The organism is Psychrobacter sp. CX90 (assembly GCF_057396305.2).
Genome location: NZ_CM182008.1, coordinates 3,047,353 through 3,068,193 on the forward strand (window position 1 = coordinate 3,047,353; position 20,841 = coordinate 3,068,193).

General features: G+C 40.7%; 18 protein-coding genes. 7 read left to right on the forward strand and 11 right to left on the reverse strand.

The features are described from left to right. Positions 1-23 precede the first annotated feature (23 nt). Positions 24-1,280, reverse strand: coding sequence for an A/G-specific adenine glycosylase (gene mutY, locus AC2SLN_RS12180; protein ID WP_486549845.1), 1,257 nt, complete (start codon positions 1,278-1,280; stop codon positions 24-26). 180 nt (positions 1,281-1,460) lie between these two features. On the opposite strand from mutY, the gene AC2SLN_RS12185 reads away from it, so the two are divergent. After that, positions 1,461-2,009 (forward strand): DUF8453 domain-containing protein, encoded by a 549-nt coding sequence (locus tag AC2SLN_RS12185; RefSeq protein ID WP_486549843.1) that lies wholly within the window; start codon positions 1,461-1,463, stop codon positions 2,007-2,009. A gap of 339 nt (positions 2,010-2,348) precedes the next feature. Here AC2SLN_RS12185 and ylqF read toward each other — a convergent pair whose 3' ends face one another. Then, entirely contained in the window at positions 2,349-3,335 is a 987-nt protein-coding gene (gene ylqF / locus AC2SLN_RS12190) for a ribosome biogenesis GTPase YlqF (RefSeq protein WP_486549842.1), read from the reverse strand. Positions 3,336-3,651: 316 nt separating this feature from the next. On the opposite strand from ylqF, the gene AC2SLN_RS12195 reads away from it, so the two are divergent. The 3 genes from AC2SLN_RS12195 to AC2SLN_RS12205 all read left to right on the forward strand — a co-directional run bounded on the left by AC2SLN_RS12195 (position 3,652) and on the right by AC2SLN_RS12205 (position 6,514). After that, the gene (locus AC2SLN_RS12195) at positions 3,652-4,305 is read left to right on the forward strand and encodes a TetR family transcriptional regulator (RefSeq protein ID WP_495057339.1); all 654 of its coding nucleotides are present in this window, start codon (positions 3,652-3,654) and stop codon (positions 4,303-4,305) included. A gap of 87 nt (positions 4,306-4,392) precedes the next feature. After that, a complete protein-coding gene (locus AC2SLN_RS12200) occupies positions 4,393-4,518 on the forward strand; it encodes a hypothetical protein (RefSeq protein WP_486549839.1) in 126 nt (41 codons plus the stop codon). Between the two features lie 4 nt (positions 4,519-4,522). Beyond that, positions 4,523-6,514: an oleate hydratase gene (locus AC2SLN_RS12205; RefSeq protein WP_486549837.1), complete on the forward strand. Its 1,992-nt coding sequence runs from the start codon at positions 4,523-4,525 to the stop codon at positions 6,512-6,514. Between the two features lie 126 nt (positions 6,515-6,640). Here the strand turns inward: AC2SLN_RS12205 and AC2SLN_RS12210 are convergent, their stop codons facing one another. Further along, complete coding sequence (locus AC2SLN_RS12210; protein ID WP_486549835.1) at positions 6,641-7,381, reverse strand: dienelactone hydrolase family protein; 741 nt, start codon at positions 7,379-7,381, stop codon at positions 6,641-6,643. Positions 7,382-7,827: 446 nt separating this feature from the next. Between AC2SLN_RS12210 and AC2SLN_RS12215 the strand changes: the two genes are divergently transcribed. Beyond that, a complete protein-coding gene (locus AC2SLN_RS12215; RefSeq protein WP_486549833.1) occupies positions 7,828-8,331 on the forward strand; it encodes a YcgN family cysteine cluster protein in 504 nt (167 codons plus the stop codon). Between the two features lie 204 nt (positions 8,332-8,535). On the opposite strand, the gene amtB is transcribed toward AC2SLN_RS12215, so the two are convergent. The 4 genes from amtB to AC2SLN_RS12235 form a co-directional block, all read right to left on the reverse strand. Continuing rightward, complete coding sequence (amtB, locus tag AC2SLN_RS12220) at positions 8,536-9,798, reverse strand: ammonium transporter AmtB (protein WP_486530564.1); 1,263 nt, start codon at positions 9,796-9,798, stop codon at positions 8,536-8,538. A 120-nt stretch (positions 9,799-9,918) separates the two neighbouring features. Beyond that, positions 9,919-10,257 (reverse strand): P-II family nitrogen regulator, encoded by a 339-nt coding sequence (locus tag AC2SLN_RS12225; protein ID WP_486530563.1) that lies wholly within the window; start codon positions 10,255-10,257, stop codon positions 9,919-9,921. A 415-nt stretch (positions 10,258-10,672) separates the two neighbouring features. Continuing rightward, a complete protein-coding gene (locus AC2SLN_RS12230) occupies positions 10,673-11,533 on the reverse strand; it encodes a universal stress protein (RefSeq protein ID WP_486549831.1) in 861 nt (286 codons plus the stop codon). 287 nt (positions 11,534-11,820) lie between these two features. After that, positions 11,821-13,338 carry a SulP family inorganic anion transporter gene (locus tag AC2SLN_RS12235; protein ID WP_486549829.1) on the reverse strand — a complete coding sequence of 506 codons (1,518 nt, stop codon included), beginning with the start codon at positions 13,336-13,338 and terminating at the stop codon, positions 11,821-11,823. A 620-nt stretch (positions 13,339-13,958) separates the two neighbouring features. On the opposite strand from AC2SLN_RS12235, the gene murD reads away from it, so the two are divergent. Together murD and ftsW are read left to right on the forward strand one after the other, a co-directional pair. Next, positions 13,959-15,470, forward strand: coding sequence for a UDP-N-acetylmuramoyl-L-alanine--D-glutamate ligase (gene murD, locus AC2SLN_RS12240; protein ID WP_486530560.1), 1,512 nt, complete (start codon positions 13,959-13,961; stop codon positions 15,468-15,470). 210 nt (positions 15,471-15,680) lie between these two features. Continuing rightward, positions 15,681-16,847 carry a putative lipid II flippase FtsW gene (ftsW, locus tag AC2SLN_RS12245; RefSeq protein WP_486549912.1) on the forward strand — a complete coding sequence of 389 codons (1,167 nt, stop codon included), beginning with the start codon at positions 15,681-15,683 and terminating at the stop codon, positions 16,845-16,847. 135 nt (positions 16,848-16,982) lie between these two features. On the opposite strand, the gene gluQRS is transcribed toward ftsW, so the two are convergent. The 4 genes from gluQRS to AC2SLN_RS12265 all read right to left on the reverse strand — a co-directional run bounded on the left by gluQRS (position 16,983) and on the right by AC2SLN_RS12265 (position 20,797). Beyond that, positions 16,983-17,951: a tRNA glutamyl-Q(34) synthetase GluQRS gene (gluQRS, locus tag AC2SLN_RS12250; protein ID WP_486549911.1), complete on the reverse strand. Its 969-nt coding sequence runs from the start codon at positions 17,949-17,951 to the stop codon at positions 16,983-16,985. 359 nt (positions 17,952-18,310) lie between these two features. Next, the gene (gene dksA, locus AC2SLN_RS12255) at positions 18,311-18,745 is read right to left on the reverse strand and encodes an RNA polymerase-binding protein DksA (RefSeq protein WP_486530558.1); all 435 of its coding nucleotides are present in this window, start codon (positions 18,743-18,745) and stop codon (positions 18,311-18,313) included. Between the two features lie 274 nt (positions 18,746-19,019). Beyond that, complete coding sequence (locus AC2SLN_RS12260; protein WP_486530557.1) at positions 19,020-19,865, reverse strand: metallophosphoesterase; 846 nt, start codon at positions 19,863-19,865, stop codon at positions 19,020-19,022. A 134-nt stretch (positions 19,866-19,999) separates the two neighbouring features. Further along, positions 20,000-20,797 (reverse strand): metal ABC transporter permease, encoded by a 798-nt coding sequence (locus tag AC2SLN_RS12265; RefSeq protein ID WP_486549828.1) that lies wholly within the window; start codon positions 20,795-20,797, stop codon positions 20,000-20,002. Positions 20,798-20,841 lie beyond the last annotated feature (44 nt).

Consider the following 20,841-nt stretch of genomic DNA (forward strand, 5'->3'; position numbering starts at 1 on the left):
CTGTAATTGACCTAAAAAAAGTCTTAACCAACTACTTCCAAGACCTTCAGCATCGCCTTCGGTAATCCCAGCGTTGCTTTTGCCTCATCTGCTGACAACCAAACCAAGTTAATATCCGCTTTTTCAAGGTGCTGTGTTAACGCTCTCGATTGTTTGTTATCCAAAATAAGCTGTTTAGGTTGTAAATACCAATGAAAATGGGTCAAAGTATGTTTAATAGGGGAGTCGTCTAATAACCCATCACTAATTGAGATGGGATTTAAGCTATTATCTGCTATCCATTTATCAACCACTTGTTCTGCAAGCGTGTTTTCACTTTCAAAAGCACTGTCTTCATCCGAGGTGGAAACCACATTTTTTCCAAGTGTCTTTTTATCAAACTGCAACGGCAATACCCATAATCCGCCCCAAATACCACTATCAGGACGTTGTAGCCAAAGTATTTCGTTTTTAGGATTGATAATAACCAACGCATTGCTAAATTTGCTCGGTTTGGGTTTCTTTTTGGCTTTTACTGGATAGTCCATTTCACGACCTTGAGCATGGGCGATGCAATCCTCGTTAATAGGACACAATTCACAATTAGGGTTGCGACGCGTACATAAGGTCGCTCCCATATCCATCATGGCTTGTGCAAAGTGTCCACTATCCTCTGTGGGTGTCAATCGCTCTGCCAATGCCCACAACTCCTTGGTAGTAGCCGACTTCATGATATCGCCATCATTACCTGCCCAGCGAGTCATCACTCGTTTGACGTTACCATCACAAATCACCCCGTAGCCATGCAGTCCCATTGCTACGATAGCGCCTGCTGTAGATGGGCCGACGCCAGAGATAGCTTCCCAACCCTCTAGGGTTGTTGGATACTCACCTGTCTTTTTAATAATCTCGGCCAGTTGCTTGGCCCCTTTGTGCAAGTTGCGAGCACGGGCGTAGTAACCCATACCTGCCCAATGTTCGGCAATGACATCCCATTCGGCATTGGCTAAGTCCTGCACCGTTGGAAATGAGGTCATAAACCGCTCAAAGTAGGGAATAACAGTCGTGACTTGGGTTTGCTGTAGCATCACTTCTGATAACCAAACGATATAAGGGTTTGGTTTGTCGGTTTTGTGCTGTTGCCACGGTAGGTCATGGCGACCGTTTTTATCGAACCAGTTAAGAATACGGGGAGCAAAGCTGTCGAGTTCGGAGGTAGTGTGGTTAAAGGTTTGAGTTTCGGAATGGGTTTCAGTTTGGGTTTCAGTTTTAGTTTTTGGGTTAGCGGTTGGCTGGGTCATAGGATAAGGCATTGTATTAGTTAGTATAGCGTTTTATATGAGGGTTTTAAAAAGGGATTTCTATTACCGAATGTAGTCAAAGACTGAACTATATAACTAAATCAAATATACTTTTAGGAATTGAAATAAGTCATAATTCACGTACCCCTTATCAATATAAGTAATATTAAAAGGTAATATATGGACTATAATTTTTTCCTAACACTAGTCTTAGTCGTGACTACCATTATTTATGCATATTTAACTTATAAAATTTCTAAAAGTAATAAAGCTACAGTAGACATTTTGAAAGAACAAAATGAAGCCATGTCTCGTCCATATATAGTTATAGAGCCTTTTGTTCGTCCGAATACTCCTATTATATACTTAAGAATCAAGAATACGGGTAAAACATCTGCTAGAAATTTAAAGCTTACCCTTGATAAAGACTTCTATCAGTTTGATGATATAAATAAGAATTTGAAAAATTTCCCAGTTTTTGATTCTGAAATTGACAGTTTCGCTCCTGATCAGGAATTATTATTTGCTTTAGCTCAAGGATTCCGTATTTTTGGTGAATCTGAAAATTTGCTGCCTTTGCAGTTTGAGATTATTGCTCAATATGAAACGAGTGTTAGAAAAATTACTGAGAAAATCAAAATCGATTTAAGAGTATTCGAGTTTAGTGAAGGATATAAAGATCCCTTAGTTGAGGAACTGAGTAAGATAAGGGAACAGTTGAAGAAATAGCCTCAGAATATAGATATGCTATTTGTAACGATTACTGATTAGTTTTTAAAAGTGATAGTGTGGGCAACTAACGTTTTATATTAGAACATTCAAATCACGCTAAGTACTAGCAAGAACACAATATTACCGCTAGCCCTGATAGGAGCGGTATCCTGCTGGTCTGGGCGAGTTGCAGGGGCTAGATTTTGAGGTAGTATCGAGGCAACAGTAATGACTCAAATCGTGTCACTGCCTCGCCTAGGCTGGCAGATACAAGCGTATAGCAGGAATAGCTACTAAGTTCTAATAAACAGTAGATTAAAGCCTCAGCATTCGTTGCAAATGTTTTAACTCAAAAACCTACTTGCGATTCTTCTTAGCACGCTTACGACGAAGCTTTTTCTCTTCAATCTTAGCCAATCTTTTCAGCTCAGCTTCTTCTCGTATCCGCTCTACCAGTTTGTCTTCTTCTTCCCGCATGGCAGGGGTTTCCAAGGTAATGCGACCCAATGTGCCACTGCGTAATTCATTAACCAAAATCTCAGACATACGGTAAGTATCCACCACACCGCCTTTTTTGAGCAACCCTCTATTACGACCCGCCACTTCGAAGAATTCCCAGTCGGTTTGCGGTAAATCTTCTATTTTATAACGTTCTTTTAACAGGTTTGGGTACGCTTGAATCAAATATTCAGCGGTATAACTCGCCACATCCGAAAAGTCAAAAGCAGTGTCTTTAATGCCACCAGTGGCAGCAAGGCGAAAGCCAGAATTGGGATTCTCAATCTTGGGCCATAGCATACCGGGGGTGTCGTAGAGCATGATGTCGTCATCAATTTTAATCAGTTGCTGTGACTTGGTAACCGCTGGCTCGTCACCTGTTCTGGCGATACTGCGTCCTGCTAGGCTATTGATAAGCGTGGATTTTCCGACGTTCGGTATGCCCATAATCAATACTTTGATTTGCCTGCCTGTGCCGGCTTTGTTAGGCATGAGCTGTTTGCAAATCTGAATGATACGTTTAACGTCAGAAGATTTATTTTCATCGCAGGCAATGGCTTTGGTACCTTCGGTTTTTTCTAAGTCAGCAATCCACGCCTGTGTTACGTTAGGGTCAGCAAGATCGGCTTTGTTTAGTATTTTGATAACGGGTTTGTCACCTCGTATCTTATCTTTATATAAGCTAGCGACCATAGGGTTTTCGCTACTAAATGGGATGCGTGCGTCGATTACCTCGATGACCACATCCATATCGGGCATGATTTCTTTGATTTCGTTACGCGCTTTGTTCATGTGCCCAGGGAACCACTGAATGCTATTGGGCTGATTGATATTATATTGGGTCATTACTAAATTGGCCTTTCGTTTCGCTTAAGTTGTAATCGGTAGTATTGGCTCTAGTTTACCTTATCTGTGGATTTTTATGGCAGTGCTTTTGGTTCTTATTTTCTTTGATGCTTATTTGCAAGTATTAGTATGTAAACTTATATGCTTATAAATAGAAGGTGATAAAACAATGGGGCATTGAGGATCTATGAATTGTTATTAACCTGTCTATAATGTGATATAGATATGAGAAAGAAATATTTACAAAATTAAATATTACATTTGTTAAATATAGTTGCATTAAATTAACCAGTAGTTCAATATAAAGGTTGTAGATATGATTAACACTTTACAAAAAAAACCAGAGCAACGTGCCAAACAACAACGTGCCATACAGACTAAGCGAAAGATTTTAAAAGCTGCACTTTTGGAATTTGGGTCGGCAGGATTTGATGGCGTTTCAACCAGAGCTATAGCCAATAGAGCAGGCGTAAATCATACCCTCATTGCGCATCATTTTGGTTCTAAAGAGGAGCTTTGGAAAGTAGTTGCAGAGCAGTCGTTCGAAATATATACAAAGCAGAGCTTTGGACGGCGTGAGGCGTTACAAGGCATAGAGCCTGTGGTAATGATACGGGAGTTGTTAAAAGACTTTATTAAGTTTTGTGCCAATTATCCAGAGATATATCGTTTTTTGATACAAGCTAATCAAGGTGATTCAGAGTTATTAAATTGGGTGGCGGATAACCTCTTACGCTCTACTTATGATGAAGAATTGGATATCATCCGTCAGGCGCAAAAGCTTGGTGTGATGCCACAAGGAGATAGCCTACATATACGTTATTTGTTGATTGGGGCAGCAACCTCTATTTTTACATTTGCTCCTCAATTTGCAAGGTTATCAGGCAGAGATCCCTATTCAGATGAATGCATTGAGCAGCATGTGAATTATGTGATGTCGATTTTTACGACAAGCACCATAGAACCATGAGTGCTTAATAAGCGATAAACAATAAATCTGCTCAATTTAGGGTGTAGTCAAAACTTTTTAATATCATAAAGGTTAAGGCGTTTTACTATGAGCACAATTATTTTTGGGGGTGTCAATCATTCTGTCAGATTTTGGTGTATTCCGCTATTAGTGGGTATTATTTTTATTGCCACTGAAATTTGTACCCTAGTACTATTACCAACAAGAGGATAAGCACATGAACAGTAATAATAAAACCACTGATAAGAAATTCCCCCACCAGCCAGATGCTAATAGCACTTATTTACATAATTCTCCCGAAAAGACGTTACCTTTTGCCGATAAAATTGGCAACTATCAACGCAATATAGGCAGACCAAATGAGGCATATAAAGACAGCAACGTTTATATCGTTGGTGGCGGTATTGCAGGGCTATCAAGTGCTTATTATTTTATCCGAGATGGTAAAGTACCCGCTGAAAACATCACTTTTTTAGAGCAACTTGATGTTTCTGGTGGCTCAATGGATGGTTCTGGTAATAGCGAGCAGGGTTACATTATTCGTGGTGGTCGTGAGATGGAGTTTACCTATGAGAATTTTTGGGACATATTCCAAGATATCCCTGCGGTAGAAATGCCAGAGCCTTATAGTATTCTTGATGAATACCGACTCGTGAATGATGATGATCCAAACTATTCTATCGCTCGTCTAATGCATAATCAGGGTAAGGTAAAAGATTTTAGCCAATTTGGTTTAAGTAAAAAAGACCAGCTTGCGCTAATTCGTTTGTTATTAAAACGTAAAGAAGAACTGGATAATGTGAGGGTTTGCGACTATTTCAGTGAAAGCTTTTTAAGCAGTAACTTTTGGGCATTTTGGCGTACCATGTTTGCGTTTGAAAACTGGCACAGCTTGCTGGAATGTAAATTATATATGCACCGTTTTTTACATGATTTAGACGGTTTGCATGATATGTCAGCTTTGGTGTTCCCTAAATACAACCAATATGATGGTTTTATTGCGCCATTACGTAATTATTTGCAAAAACAAGGCGTGAAGTTTGAGTACAACACCTTAGTGACTGATCTAGAGATTGAGTTTGACAGTGCTGACGACTATACCTCAAATAAAACGGTAAAGGCGATTGTTATTCAGAAAATGGATAGTCAAAAAGCTGACAGTGAAAAAGCAGATGACGACACAGCAAGGGAAACTTCGACCATACAAATTACTGATAAGGACTTTGTGATTGTCACAACTGGCTCGATGACTGAAGATACACGCTACGGCGATGGCAATACAGCGCCAACCTTAGACTTTACGCCTGATAATATGGGGCAATCAGCGGGTTGGACACTTTGGAATAATTTGGCTAAAAAATCAAAAGTATTTGGTAATCCTGCTAAGTTCAACGGTAATGTGGATGAGTCTGCGTGGATGTCTGCAACCTTGACCTGTAAGCCTTCGGCATTGGTTGAGAAGTTGAAAACCGTTTCGGTAAACGACCCATATTCAGGTAAAACTGCCACTGGTGGTATTATTACCTTTACCGATTCTAATTGGGTAATGAGCTTTACCTGTAATCGTCAGCCACATTTCCCCAACCAGCCGAAAGATACCGTGGTGCTTTGGGTATATAGCTTATTAATGGATACAGAGGGTAACTACGTTAAAAAAGTCATGCCTGCCTGTACAGGGAATGAGATTTTAACCGAACTTTGCTATCACTTAGGTGTCATTGATGAGTTAGATGATGTGCTGGCAAATACCATTGTTAGAACCGCTTATATGCCCTATATTACTTCGCAGTTTATGCCACGTGCACAGGGTGACCGTCCTGAAATTGTACCGCAAGGATGCACAAACTTAGGATTGGTGGGTCAGTTTGTTGAAACGCATAATGATGTGGTATTTACTGTAGAAAGCTCGGTGCGTACAGGACGTGTAGCAGTGTATGAGCTACTTGATGTCAAAAAACAAGTGCCTGATATTGACCCTTCACAGTATGATATTCGCCATTTATTACGTGCTGCCAATACTTTAAATGATGGCAAAGGCTTTATTGGTGAAGGTATATTACGCAAGTTATTGACAGGCACTTACTATGAGCATATTTTACCACCTGTCAAAACTAAAAATGATGAGCAAAAGATGCGAGATGAAATGACGAAAAACGACTCATTTATTACCCAGCAGTGGGAGGCAATTAAAGGAATTTGGCATAAATAGCTCTACCAAATTTGACGATTGCTATGTTGAGTAATAGGCTTTAAATAAAAAAACGCACATTTTTGTGCGTTTTAATCATAGGGTAAAATTTTAAATTAAAAAGATATAACCTAAAATAAAAATAGATTATTTCAACTTCTCACGCATAAACTTAATCATTTTGTTCCAGCTTTGTTTGGCAGCGGCTTCGTTATACCCTAAGTCTATGCCGTTGTCTGCTGCTCGTTTATCTGCTTCAGGGTTACTAAAGCCATGTTTCGCGTTATCATAGATATCGACAGTGTAGGTCACATCGGCATTGTCTAGCTCTGCCTTTAAGTTATCAATAGCCTCCATAGAAACCATACTGTCGTCTTTACCATGCGCCACTAACACGTCTGCTTTAAACTTACCTTTTTCAGCGGGATATATAGGAGCTGGGTTACCGTGGAAACTAGCCACTGCTTTGATTGGCATACCCACACGGGCCATATCTAAAGCTATTTTGCCGCCAAAACAAAAACCCACTACCCCTAAGCGATCACGGTCAACTTCCATTTGATCGCCAAAGTCATTTAAAATAAGCTCACAGCGTGACATCAGCATGTCTTGATCTTCGAGCATTTGGCTCATCCACTCGTTGGCTTGAGCTGCATCAGCAGTGAGCTTTCCTTCGCCATAGACGTCCATCGTTATCGCTGCAAAGCCAGCTTTAGCCAAACGTTCAGTGACCTCGCGTGGGTATTCAACAACGCCCCACCATTCTGGTGCGACTAAAATACCTGGCGCTGGATTGTGCTCATCAGCACCTTCAGGCAAAGCAATGTAGCTAATTAGTTCCATACCGTCAGAGGTAGTTGAGGTAATTTCGTATGTTTTTATACTCATAATTTTTCCTTTAGCGTTATAATGTTTTAGTAAGTGTGATTTATTTAAGTGCTATTTATTTACGTGATTTTCTATACAGCCTTTAAATGCGACTATACCGCACTTAAATGTGACTTTATGCAAGCAACGATCTATATATCGTCGTCTTTCTATAAATTCACGACGCAGTTAACCTAGTTTTTTGTCCTGCTTCTCCAAGCCAGCTCTTATCTGTACTTGGTTACCTTATTGTAGTGAAATTATATTAGAGCGACTATATTGACTCTTTATTTAAATAAGAGTCATAACATAGCTATTTATAACATAGCAAAGTTAAATGATAAATTCGATTGCAAAATGTTATGAGTACGTATGGAATGAGAATTTCATAGAGTGAGAACGTCAATGAAAACAATGCAATTGGGTTATGAGAGTTAACTTAAATTTAAACTATGGAATGCAGCACTGTGAACACCAATACATTTACGAATGAGTTACCTGCAAAACAGTTACGTCCAAATTTTTGGCAACAGTATGCTTTGAATGAGCTGACCGAGGCTGAATGGGAAGCATTGTGTGATGGGTGCGGCGCTTGTTGCCTAGAAAAATTCTTAGATGTTGATGAAGAGCCATCTGATGTGGCTTATACCAATGTGGCTTGCCGCCTGCTGGATTGTAATACAGGGTATTGCTCAAACTATGTAAACCGTCACCAGTTTGTACCTAGCTGTGTGTCATTGACGCCTGAGAATGTAGGTAACATGATGTGGCTACCGAGCAACTGCGCCTACAAGCGCTTATATATAGGAGAAAGCCTGCCAAATTGGCATTTATTGATAACTGGCAATATTGAGCAAACAAAACAAGGCATGCGCGACGCTGGAGTCGGGGTGGCTGGGCGGTGTGTGAGTGAAGTTGGTGTGGCTGAAGAAGAGCTAGAAGATAGAATTATTCAGTGGGTAAATGCTTAGAGGTAACACTCATAACATAGTTGGTAAACTTATAAATAGCTACGGTATAAACCGTGCTTAGCCTAAAATGGTCGTACTTTCACTTGGTTGGCTTGAATTGATTTTAAAGTTCTTTGCCTATAATTTGACTATAAAAAGGAGCCTGAGTGGCTCCTTTTATAGTCGTGAGTTAAGGTTTAGAAACGAGTTTACCAAGACACCTGATTAGTTGACAAATTCAGGATAGGCTTCTTGGCCACATTCTGATAAATCCCCACCTTCGTATTCTTCTTCTTCTGAGATTCTAATGCCCATCACTGCTTTGATAATACCCCAAACAATTAGACTGGTTACGAATACCCAGACAAATATAACGGCTGCACCACCAAGTTGTCCTAAAAAAGTCGCATCAGAATTTGTAATTGGTACAATTAATAGACCAAATAGACCGACCACACCATGAACGGATATCGCACCTACTGGATCATCAATTTTTAGTTTATCTAAAGATATGATTGAACAAACGACAATTAAGCCAGCAATAAGCCCAAACACAGTAGCTAATAATGGTGTTGGGGTATCTGGTCCTGCGGTAATGGCAACGAGGCCGGCTAAAGCACCATTTAATAGCATGGTTAAATCTGCTTTACCAAAGACGAGGCGTGCAAGAACTAGGGCACCAATCGCACCTCCAGCAGCTGCGGCATTGGTGTTTAGGAACACCATAGCAACAGCATTGGCACTAGCGATATCGCCAAGCTTCAATACGGAACCACCGTTAAAGCCAAACCAACCCATCCACAAAATAAGGGTACCCAAGGCAGCAAGAGGTAAGTTCGCTCCTGGAATGGCACGAATTTCACCATTTTTACCATATTTTCCTTTACGAGCCCCAAGGAGTAATACGCCCGCTAATGCAGCAGCAGCACCAGCCATATGAACAATGCCAGAGCCTGCGAAATCGCTAAAGTTTAACTCGCCAATAAACGGTACTGGGTTGCCGCCCCATGTCCAACTTCCTTCCATAGGATAGATAAAACCAGTCATCACAACAGCAAAGGCAAAGAATGCCCAAAGCTTCATACGTTCAGCGACGGCACCCGATACGATAGACATACAGGTTGCGACGAACACTACTTGGAAGAAAAAGTCAGAGGCTGCTGAATAGACAGAGTCACCACCGAAACCGTTTTCAGCTGAGGAAGCTAGCGCATCGGCAACTAAAGTTTCGCCACCTGCAATGCCACTTAAGAAGAAACCACCGCCGTACATAAAGTGGTAGCCACAAACCAAATACATGGTACAAGCGATGGCAAATAGTCCAATATTTTTAGTTAAAATTTCAGTGGTGTTTTTAGAGCGAACAAGACCCGCCTCTAACATGGCAAAACCGGCTGCCATCCACATGACCAGTGCACCACATATTAAGAAATAAAAAGTATCTATGGCATACTGAAGTTCAAAAATATAATTTAACTGATTTTCCACGATGATTCCCCCTTGGAATACAATCAATAGTAATGAGATATTGTTATGAGTCCATGAACGTATGGTACGTAAGATTTTTTGAGCACTTAAGTGACGACACGCTTAGGTTCAATATTTAATTTAAATAGCGTCAGGACCAGTCTCACCGGTACGAATACGAATCACTTGTTCTAGCGGGGAGATAAAGATTTTACCGTCACCGATTTTACCTGTACTGGCGATGCGAGTAATGGCTTCAATAGCAGGTTCTACCATCTCATCCGTGACCGCCGCTTCAATTTTAACTTTGGGTAAAAAATCAACCACATACTCTGCACCTCGATACAGTTCTGTATGACCCTTTTGACGACCAAAACCTTTAACCTCAGTAACGGTCACACCTTTCACGCCAATTTCAGATAACGCTTCACGGACATCGTCTAGTTTGAAAGGCTTTAAAATAGCAGTAATCAGCTTCATAGGGAGCTCCTTAATATTAGTTTCGATATCGGTTTAAGAAATATTCTTTTAATATATCTGTCGTATTCAATATCGTTATTACTTTGATTCAAGAATCGTGCCATTTAAAAAACGAAGGGGGAAGACATTTTTTAAGTGAGATTTGCATCAAAGTAGTGCAAGTAAAAATTGCGATGCACCATAAAAGCATACATCGCGCCAGATAAACACCATTTATAGTGAGATTATTATAGCGAAGTTTAAGGGTTGGAGGTTAAGGGTTAGTTAGCAATTTGTGAAAGAGTCTGATTGGGATAAACGAAAATGATAGACATCAACAAAATTGTCAGTAGTATTAATCGAATTTATTAATAAAAATATTAAGGGCGAATTAGCACATGTCTTCATTTATAGCAATTTATACAGACAAGCGCTACTACATACGAGGGTAAAGTAAATATGGTGTGCTACTGGCTTTTAGCAATTCACGGGTATCGCTGCCTCGTAATAGCTCACGCAAACGCGACTCGCCAAATGCGCCAGTCATGAGTAAGTCAAGCTGATGTTCTTCTTGGTAATACATTAAGGCCGCGGTAATGTCACGGCTATTAACGAGTGCTTTTTTACATTTAATACCCGCTTGTTTTAGGCGAGCATAAGCTTCTCGCACAGCGTCTTTATTGGTTTCATTCTCGTCGCCAACCATGACCACATGTACAGTCATGTTACGAACCAGTGCATTGTCACATAACCAATCAAGTAGGGCATGACAAGTTGGTCGATTATCAAAAGCAAATAGAGCAGTTTTGGGGGTGGTAAAAGAGGTATGGGTAACTAATACAGGGCAGTCGCTCATGCGTATGAGCTGAGCTAACGTATTTTTACAGGTTACTTGATGACCAATGACAACCAGCTGTGCATCTTTGTCAACATAGTCAAGGCTTGCTGCAACTGTTGCGTGACGATGCAAGGTGTATATGGGCTGATCATATCGCCCTTTTTTTTGCTGGCAATACTCATTTGCTTGCTTGAGTAAGGCACGGCCTTGATTGTTTAATTTGCCATTACTGTCTTTCTCCTCAAGGGTAAATTGATTCATCATGTGTACGTCATCGTCGCCTACAAGACATCCTGAGTAGTCGATTGCAGTGGCACGTGCTCTTTGAGGAGAAGCGTAGAGCATCCCTAAAGGTGCTTGCAACATTTTTGCTGCCCATATACTGGCATTTAGTACAGCTTGTATATGTGTCGGCGCGTCTAAACAAGCAATGACACTATCAGGACGTAAGTTGCTCATGAAAATTACCCAAAGGAATAGGTTGATAAATGGACTGACGTAAAGCAGCAGTTTAAACCAGTGATACAACTGGCAAAAACTAAGGTTTAAGTTGGTACTATAAAATGTACTTGTTTAGTTATAAAGGCAATAGACATTTTAATCAAGTACATTAAAAAATCCTGCTCTTTAACCATAAAAGTAGGATTGTATGTTTTTTAAACTATTCGATGTTTATGGGCTGTATTGAGCTATAAAAGGTTGAGCCATATATTGGTGGGATAATCCTGCCAAAGATTCAGTAACACTTAATCAAGTAAACCAATATCTCGGCGGTCATGTACTGAAAAGCGATCAATAAGAGTTCGGCTCGCCTCGTTAAGCCCCACGACTTTTACTTCAACCCCTTCACGCTGAAAGCGCATGACCATTTTATCGAGTGTATCAACCGCAGTGACATCCCAGAAATGAGCATGACTGACATCAATCTCTACTTTATCTAACGCTTCTTTAGTATCAAAGCTCTCTAAGAACTGGGTTGTTGAGGTAAAAAATACTTGACCTTGTACATAATAATAGCGCGTATTACTCGGCTCATCATACTCACTAAATACGGTAAGAAACTGGCCAATTTTATTAGCAAAGAACAAGGCAGACAACAGCACACCTACCAACACACCGTAGGCTAAGTTATGGGTAAATACGGTTGTAAGGACTGTGGCTAACATAACGACATTAAACGACATAGGATGTGTTTTAAACTCTCGCAACGATTCCCAGTTAAATGTACCAATAGAGACCATAATCATAACCGCCACTAAGGCTGCCATTGGAATTTTACTGACCCACTCACTCAAGAAAACGACTAAGATGAGCAGTACCGCGCCAGCGATAAAAGTGGATAAGCGTGTACGACCGCCAGATTTCACATTGATGATTGATTGACCAATCATAGCACAGCCAGCCATGCCACCAAAGAAGCCTGAAACTACGTTTGCCACACCTTGACCACGACATTCTCTATTTTTATCACTACTGGTATCGGTTAGATCATCAACGATGGTTGCTGTCATCATGGATTCAAGTAAGCCCACTATCGCAAGCGCCATTGAATAGGGCGCAATAATTAGTAAAGTATTAAGGTTTAAGGGAATATCCGGTATCAAAAACATGGGCAGCGTGTCGGGTAGGTCGCCCATGTCTCCTACGTTACGGATATCTAAGCCGAGATACATCGCTATAGCCGTTAAACCCACAATACAAATTAAAGGAGAGGGTATTAGTTTACCAATTTTGGGGAGTAGGGGAAAACCGTAGATAATCCCAAGACCAGCAGCCGTCATAATATAGACAGGCATACCGATTCGATCGCCAGCAGCTGGGTTTAATGCGGGAACAAGCTCTGGAAGCTGCGCCATAAAAATTAAAATAGCAAGGGCGTTCACAAACCCAATGACGACAGAGCGGGAAACGAAGCGCATCAGGTTACCAAGTTTAAATGCGCCCATAATAAACTGTATGACACCACACAATAACGTGGCAGCAAGTAGGTATTCAAGCCCATGATCTGCCACGAGTGTGACCATCACTAAAGCCATGGCCCCAGTGGCTGCCGATATCATGCCTGGGCGGCCGCCGACAAAACTAATAACGACAGCAATACAAAATGAGGCGTATAGCCCCACTTTAGGATCAACACCCGCAATGATAGAAAATGCAATTGCTTCAGGTATTAAAGCCAGTGCAACCACAAGTCCAGAAAGTACGTCGCCACGCACATTAGAAAACCACTCATCTCGCACGGTATCTATAGAAGGAAAGATCATATTGTCAGGTCAACTATTGGTTGGTCAGTTCGTATATATTTAAAACGATTGTTTGGTTATTTAGCTTATTCAGGTTGTTTGTTTATTTAGGGTAGTATAGTACAAGGATATAAATGCAGCTTTATTGATACAACTTTATCTATATCTATGTCACTTTATCAATAAAATAACTGAGTGTGCCTCAATCATTTGTAAATTAAGTTATTTAACAATTGGGTCATGATAGAATTGTAAGGCAACATATTTATGTATAAAACTATCAAACTATGTATGAAACTCTCAGATATTTTAAGTTTACCTGCTAACCTAATTCATTAAGGTAATGTCAGCCCAATGGTTAATATACTGCATAACATACCCATATTAGGGCGTGTCCTCATTTTGAAAATGGAGATAAAAATAAGATAAATCGAAGTCAGACAAGGAAAATAATAGGTAAATATCGAGATATTTTCCCGTTATTTGACGTGGTATGACATGATTTAGCTATTTTTAGCCCATTTAAATGCAATTGTACGAATTTAGGACACGCTCTAGGAAATTGCAACATTATTAAATATAAGTGAATAGCCATAAAATGGGTGCATCATAGCATAATAAATAAAGGCACAAAACAGACCATGAGCATAGAGCAATCCGTTAACACGTTACAAAGTAATTCATCATTTAGTGACCCCACCGTTGAGAGTCTGTTATCAGATAAGTCGGTTGATGCAGAATTGTCTTCACTCATTCATAAAGGAGAAGGGCTGCAGGTAGTGATTGGATTGGGCCAATCGGGATTAGCAACGGTTAAATATTTAACTAAGCGGGGCTTCAAAGTCGCCGTAACGGACGCTAGCGATAACCCAACGTTGGCTAAACAATTGCCGCAGAGTGTTGAGATTCGCTCTTTTGGTGCTATAGATGGCGAACTACTCCTAAGTGCCTCTCGTATTATTATCAGTCCAGGCGTGCCTTTAACCGTGCCAGCAGTTGCCGCAGCCAAACGAGCTGGTATCCCTGTTGTCAGTGATATTCAACTATTTAAAGCAGCTTGCCCAGCGCCTATTGTTGCCATTACCGGTTCAAATGCAAAAAGCACGGTAACGACTTTGGTGGGTTTAATGGCAAAAGATGCGGGTATTAATGTAGGCGTAGGCGGTAACATTGGCACGCCTGCGTTAAGCTTATTAGATGATGAGAGCCTTGCTAATAACATGGAACTTGCTGTCTTAGAACTGTCAAGTTTCCAGTTAGAAACGGTTACTGATCTTGGTGCAAGTGTGGCAACCGTACTTAATATGTCGCCTGATCATTTAGACCGTCATGGTGATATGCTCGGCTATCACCAAGCCAAACATCGTATTTTTCAGGGCGCAAAGTCCATCGTGATTAATCGTGAAGATGCACTAACACGGCCTTTAGTAGCTGACAATCTACCCCGAATTAGCATTGGTCAAAATGCACCTGACAGCGGCCAATATGGCCTAATTGACGAAGGTAATGGACGTTTATATTTAGCAAAGGGAACAGCAAAGCTCATTAATGCAGATGAATTAAAAATCAAAGGCAAACATAATTTGTTAAATGCGCTGGCTGCGGTAGCGATTGGCGAGCTTGTTCACATTCCTTTAGACAGTATGCTACACACCCTTAAAAGCTTTGCAGGTTTAGAACATCGTTGCCAGTATGTTGCTAACATTAAAGGCGTTGATTACTTCAATGACTCAAAGGGGACGAATATTGGGTCTACAAGGGCTGCCATTACTGGGCTGGGATCAGGGTATAGTACACAGTCTGATGGTAAAACGAAACTGCTACTCATATTGGGCGGCCAAGGTAAAAATCAAAAGTTTGGCGAGCTTGCCCCACTTATTAATGACTATGTCAGCCAAGTTTTGTTAATTGGCCAAGACGCTAACCTTATTGCTGAGCATTTAAGGCAGGCCAACATTGATAATAGCGTTGAGATGCATTTTTGTGAAACATTGCCTAATGCAATAAATAAATCGCAAGAAATTATTGCGAGTAGCTTGTCGCAGGTTGCTGCTGTGTTATTATCCCCAGCTTGTGCTAGCTTTGATCAATATACGAGCTATACTAAGCGAGGCGAGCATTTTTGTCAGCTCGTTGAAGCAATGAAACCATAATCAATAGCTTAAAATAAGCGTCTGATTTTAATCAACGTCATCGTTGGATAGGATGCCTTATTAAATGAGACATCAAAAAGGACGCTTACGCTCAGCTTTTAAACTCCAAACTCAAACCAACGTGAATAAACCGTTTTAAGCACAGTAGATACCCTTATGGCTAAAGTTACCCCCACCGCACCTGCCTCTACAAAAAGCCCCGTTTCAAGGATGAACCCGACTCATAAAGATAAAAACACTGGTGTGTTTTCACTACCATCAGCGGGTGGGGTTTTACTGGCTAGTGTGGGTTGTTTATTAGTGCTTAGCTTAGTCATGGTAACGTCAGCATCTATTCCATTCGCTTTTAGTCAAGATATGGACGAGCTGTATTTTTTTCAGCACCAATTGGTTTATATTGGTATTGGGATTTTAGCGGGAATCATAACCTATTATTTTAAATTAAGCTGGTTTTACGTGTTGCTATTACAAGTCTTTGGTTTGTTGATAACGGTAGCGTTGTTAATCCTAACGCTGGTATTTGGTGATCCAATTAATGGGGCAAAACGTTGGATTGAAATAGGCTCATTTAACTTCCAAGTTGCTGAGTTAGTAAAGCTAGTTATGGTATTGTTTACAGCGGATTTTGTGGTACGCCGAGCCAATGAGGTTCGCCACAGTTGGGATGGTTTTTTACGAATATTTATTGTGGTTTCTCTTATTACTACTTTGCTATTGCTACAACCAGATTTCGGCTCGCTGGTAATTATTATCTGCACAATTTTGGCTATGTTTTATGTTGCTGGAGCGCCGCAAGGTCAATTTATGATACTCGGCTCAGTCGTTGCAGGGCTATCTGCGCTGGCGATTTGGTTTAAAGAATACCGCTTTGCGCGAGTGACTTCTTTTTTAGACCCTTTTAATGACATTCAAGGATCAGATTATCAGCTTGCACGCAGCCTGATAGCTTTTGGCCGTGGTCAGGTAACAGGTGTTGGCTATGGAGAAAGCGTACAAAAGCTGGCTCATCTACCTGAAGCACACACTGACTTTTTATTGGCTATTACAGGGGAAGAGCTGGGCTTTATTGGTGTGATTGCTGTATTGCTACTTGAAGCACTGATTATTGCTAGCACCATGCGTATTAGCTACTTAGCCTTAAAAAGGCGTCAAATGCGTTTGAGCTACACTGCATTTGGGTTTGGTATTATTTTTATTGGACAGAGCATTATCAATGCAGGTATGAATATGGGCATTATGCCAACTAAAGGGCTAACCATGCCGTTCTTTAGCTATGGAGGGTCATCAATGCTTGTTTGTTTAGTAATGGTGGGTTTATTGCTAAAAATACATAAGCAAAGCCCCTTAATTCCTGCTGCACAGTGCCGTCACTATTGAGTTAATTGCTATCCAGTGATTTACTATCGAGTCGCTACCCGTTCTGCATTGAAGCATTGAAGCATTGAAGCATTGAAGCATTGAACACTAGGATAAAATAGCATCCGCATTGATTCGCTCAACACAGTCAGTTCGCTAGACTTTTCCCAGTGAGGTTTGGTTTTTAAGCGGATCGTTCTGCCACTGTGCCGTAGCCTGTTGGAGCATATCTCTAGGTGCACCTATCTCAACTTTAGGTTGTTTGAGTAGGGTCAATGCTAATTGAATAAGCTGTTGGCATTTTTCAATACTACTGGTGTCAATTGGGCTGGCAAGATTTTGTTTAGATAGTTTTTGACCTTGTGAGTTTTCAACCAAGGGTAGGTGATACCATCGCTCCACCGCAGGCAAGTCTAAGTAGGACATCAGTGCAATCTGGGCAGTAGTTAAGGGTAAAATATCCAGCCCACGCATGACATGGGTCACACCTTGCAAGCCATCATCCACACTCACGGCTAAAAAATAATTAATAATACCATCAGCCCGCCGCAACACCACATCCCCCAAGGTTCGTTGTGGATTTACCCATTGCATCCCTTGGAGATGATCTAAAAATCCAATGCTGTGGTTGGGCAGTTGCACTCTAACCTTTGAGGATTCTAATGACGGCTTTAGGTCGGCTGTTACAGCTTTAGCATGAGTACTATGATGTGAATATTCATCGATTGACTTGGGTAAGCAAAATCTTGGGTATATGTCATGACCTTGCAGTTGTTTACGAGAGCACGTGCAGCCATAAATGCGTTTGTCTAGCTGATTGCTGAGCATGTCATTGTATAACTCATTACGCTGAGACTGATAGACTACTTCCAAGTCCCAATGTAGACCGAGCTTCTCCAAGTCATAAAGAATGTTGTCGCTATATTGACGGGTGCAGCGTTGATAGTCGGTATCTTCTATGCGCAGCAGCCACCGCCCATTGAGCGATTTAATATGGCAGTAGCTAGCAATAGCAGTTGTAAAAGAGCCAAGATGAAGTTCTCCAGTCGGAGAAGGCGCAAAGCGACCCACTGCGGGCCTTGGGTTAGGCTCTGCAAAGGGTTGCTCTGTAAGATGTTTTTGCATATGGCTATGACAAACAAGATAAGCGAGCAATAAAAAATGCGGAAAAAACGTTACATCAAACTTAATTAAAGCTATAGTCATAGAAGTCTAAAATGGTTACAAGGCAACCGAGTGCAAATACTACTGGAGTAGGCTTAACGAGGTTAACGCCGTAACCGTTTAGTAGTTCGCTGACTATATGGTAGCATTAACCTGTGTAATTGCCCATATATAAGATTAGCACCCATATATAAGCAAATGCAATCGGTCAAATCCAATCAATATAGGATTGCGCAATTACCTAAACACATAGAACTGGCTAACAAACCATTTAATAAGCCAATAGCCATTAATAGGCAATAGTTAGGTTGCAAACGTGACTATGCATGTCCCCAAGCTTGACGCTCTTTCATTTCTGACAGTGTTTTACAGTCAATACACTGTGTTGCTGTTGGGCGTGCTTCAAGGCGACGCAAGCCAATTTCGACTCCACAGGTTTGACAAAAGCCATAATCGCCGTTACTGATTTCAGCCAAAGATTTGTCAATTTTACGAATCAGTTTGCGCTCACGATCACGTGTTCTTAAAGCAAGTGCAAACTCCTCTTCTTGAGTCGCCCTATCATTTATATCTGATAGCGAGGTAGACTCATCTTGAATGTAGTTTTTGGTACGATTAGCATCACCTGCAAGCTGTTGTTTCCATGCTTTTAGCATAGTTTCAAAGTGCTTGAGCTGAGCATTAGACATATATTCTTCGTCTGGCTTGGCTTCGTAAGGCGTGAATACTAGATCGTTTGTAGTGGTTTGACTCATGACAACTTCCTATGCCTATAAGTAGGTGGCGCTAAAAATAATTGATTCTTATAACACCAATTTTTTGTAGATACAAGCATTTTTATCACTATTACACATGTTTAAACATGTTAAGTAACAGTTCTGGTAGGTCGTGATGAACATTAAAATCGCCACTGTAAATACTATGACTGAATGTTCAAACACGCGCTATGGTTATTTAATTAAATGTCGTCTTCATCATTCGCTTAGTGGTTTAGAGACGTATTTAGTGTTAGTTATTATTGATTTTTACTTATGCAGTCAAGCGTCTAATCCAACTTTTTATTTTACCTTCTTGATCAAGCTGCAACCAGCGATAGCCAGGTTGAGCGTTAACATCTAAAGTAAAGTCATTACAATTGGGTTTGAATTGGTAGCAGGTTGATGGCGTAGCATACACCCATGTATTGCAATAATCTGTCTCATACTTTTGATGAACATGGCCTGTTATGACAGCTTTGATATTTGAATACATCGTAACAACTTGCCAAAAGTCATCAGCATCCTTGGTAATGTGCTGATTAATCCATGAGGATGTCATCGGAAGCACATGATGATGCATGGCAATTATGACAGGCGTATGAATTATCGCTAAGGTTTGTTGTAACCATTCAATGTTTTCTTTACCTAAGTAGCCATAAACATGCCCTGGTACACTTGAGTCTACTAAGAGTATGTGCCAATTGTTAGCTTTAATGATATGACGTGATAGCAAACGAGGGTCTCGAGTATGAGCCACGTATTCATGCTTTTTATACGCCAAGTGAGTATTTAATTCATCAGTAACGTCGTGATTACCTGCAATACATGCAAAAGGTATGCCGGTCTGCTCTAATTGGTCAAAAATACGGTCATAAATTTCAGACTTAACTTCATTGACTAAATCGCCAGTTAGTAAAATCAGGTCACAGCGAATGTTGTCGTTAAGCGCTTGATGTAAGCAGTTGTCAAAACTCTGCTGATTATTTATTCCAGCAGTTTTTTTATTTGTATCTAGGTATAAATGTAGGTCAGTCAGCTGTAATACGTTAACTGATTTATCATTATTAGGAATATGATGAGGGGGATAAATTGTGGTAGGAGAGGCTAGTTGGCTCATTTATTTCAACCTTTCTTATTGTAATTGTAACGTGAGATCGCAAATAAGACCCTTTTGAATCGTTGTATAAAATCTGAATATGGTTTTGTTTTTTTATAAATGCATATTGATTAAGAGGCTAAGGGCTTAATAAACTACGCATTCACACGCGTCACAATAAATGAAAGAAAAAATACCACAGCCAGCCCTAAAACGATCGCTAGGCCGGTTTGAATATCTAATAAAACGCTTCCCCAAACCCCAGTGGTAACCGCAAGTTGGGCAAGTATGATCGATATAATAACCATTTGTTTGGGAGAGTGGGCGAATAATCTGGCAGTCAATGCCGGCAAAATTAATAGGCCACTAATTAGAAGACTCCCCACGGCTTGTAGAGCTAAAGCACAAAATCCCGCCAATATACTCATGAAAAATATGCGCTGACGAGTCGCATTAATCCCAGCAACTTGTGCAAGCTCAAGGTGAGTGGCTAACATGACTTGAGGCCGCCAAACATAGACCAAGCCGCCAATGCCAATCGTTACACAAAGAAAGAGTATAGATAAATCATCCCACCCAACCTCGAGCAAGTTGCCAAAAAGATACCCCAGCACATTCGCTTGCATTTGAGTCAATTGTGTCATAGTCAAAAGCCCTAAACATAGCATAAATACAGACACGACAGCGAGCACAGCATCACTAGGTAAACGGTCATCTTCAAGCCAAACTAAACCTGTTACCACCAAAACACTGACAAGGATAATACCAATAGTAAAAGGCAGTTGCCACAATGCAGCCAATGCAACGCCAAATAGGGTGGCGTGTGCTAAGGCATCGGCAAAAAAAGCCATTCTACGCCATAACACTAAGCAACCTAGCGGTGCTGATAATACTGCCAATAAGCTACCGGCAATCCACGCAGGTGCGATAATTTCTAGCCATTCAGCGAACATATTTAACAAATCCTACGATAAATCTTATAAAAAAAGAGATATTA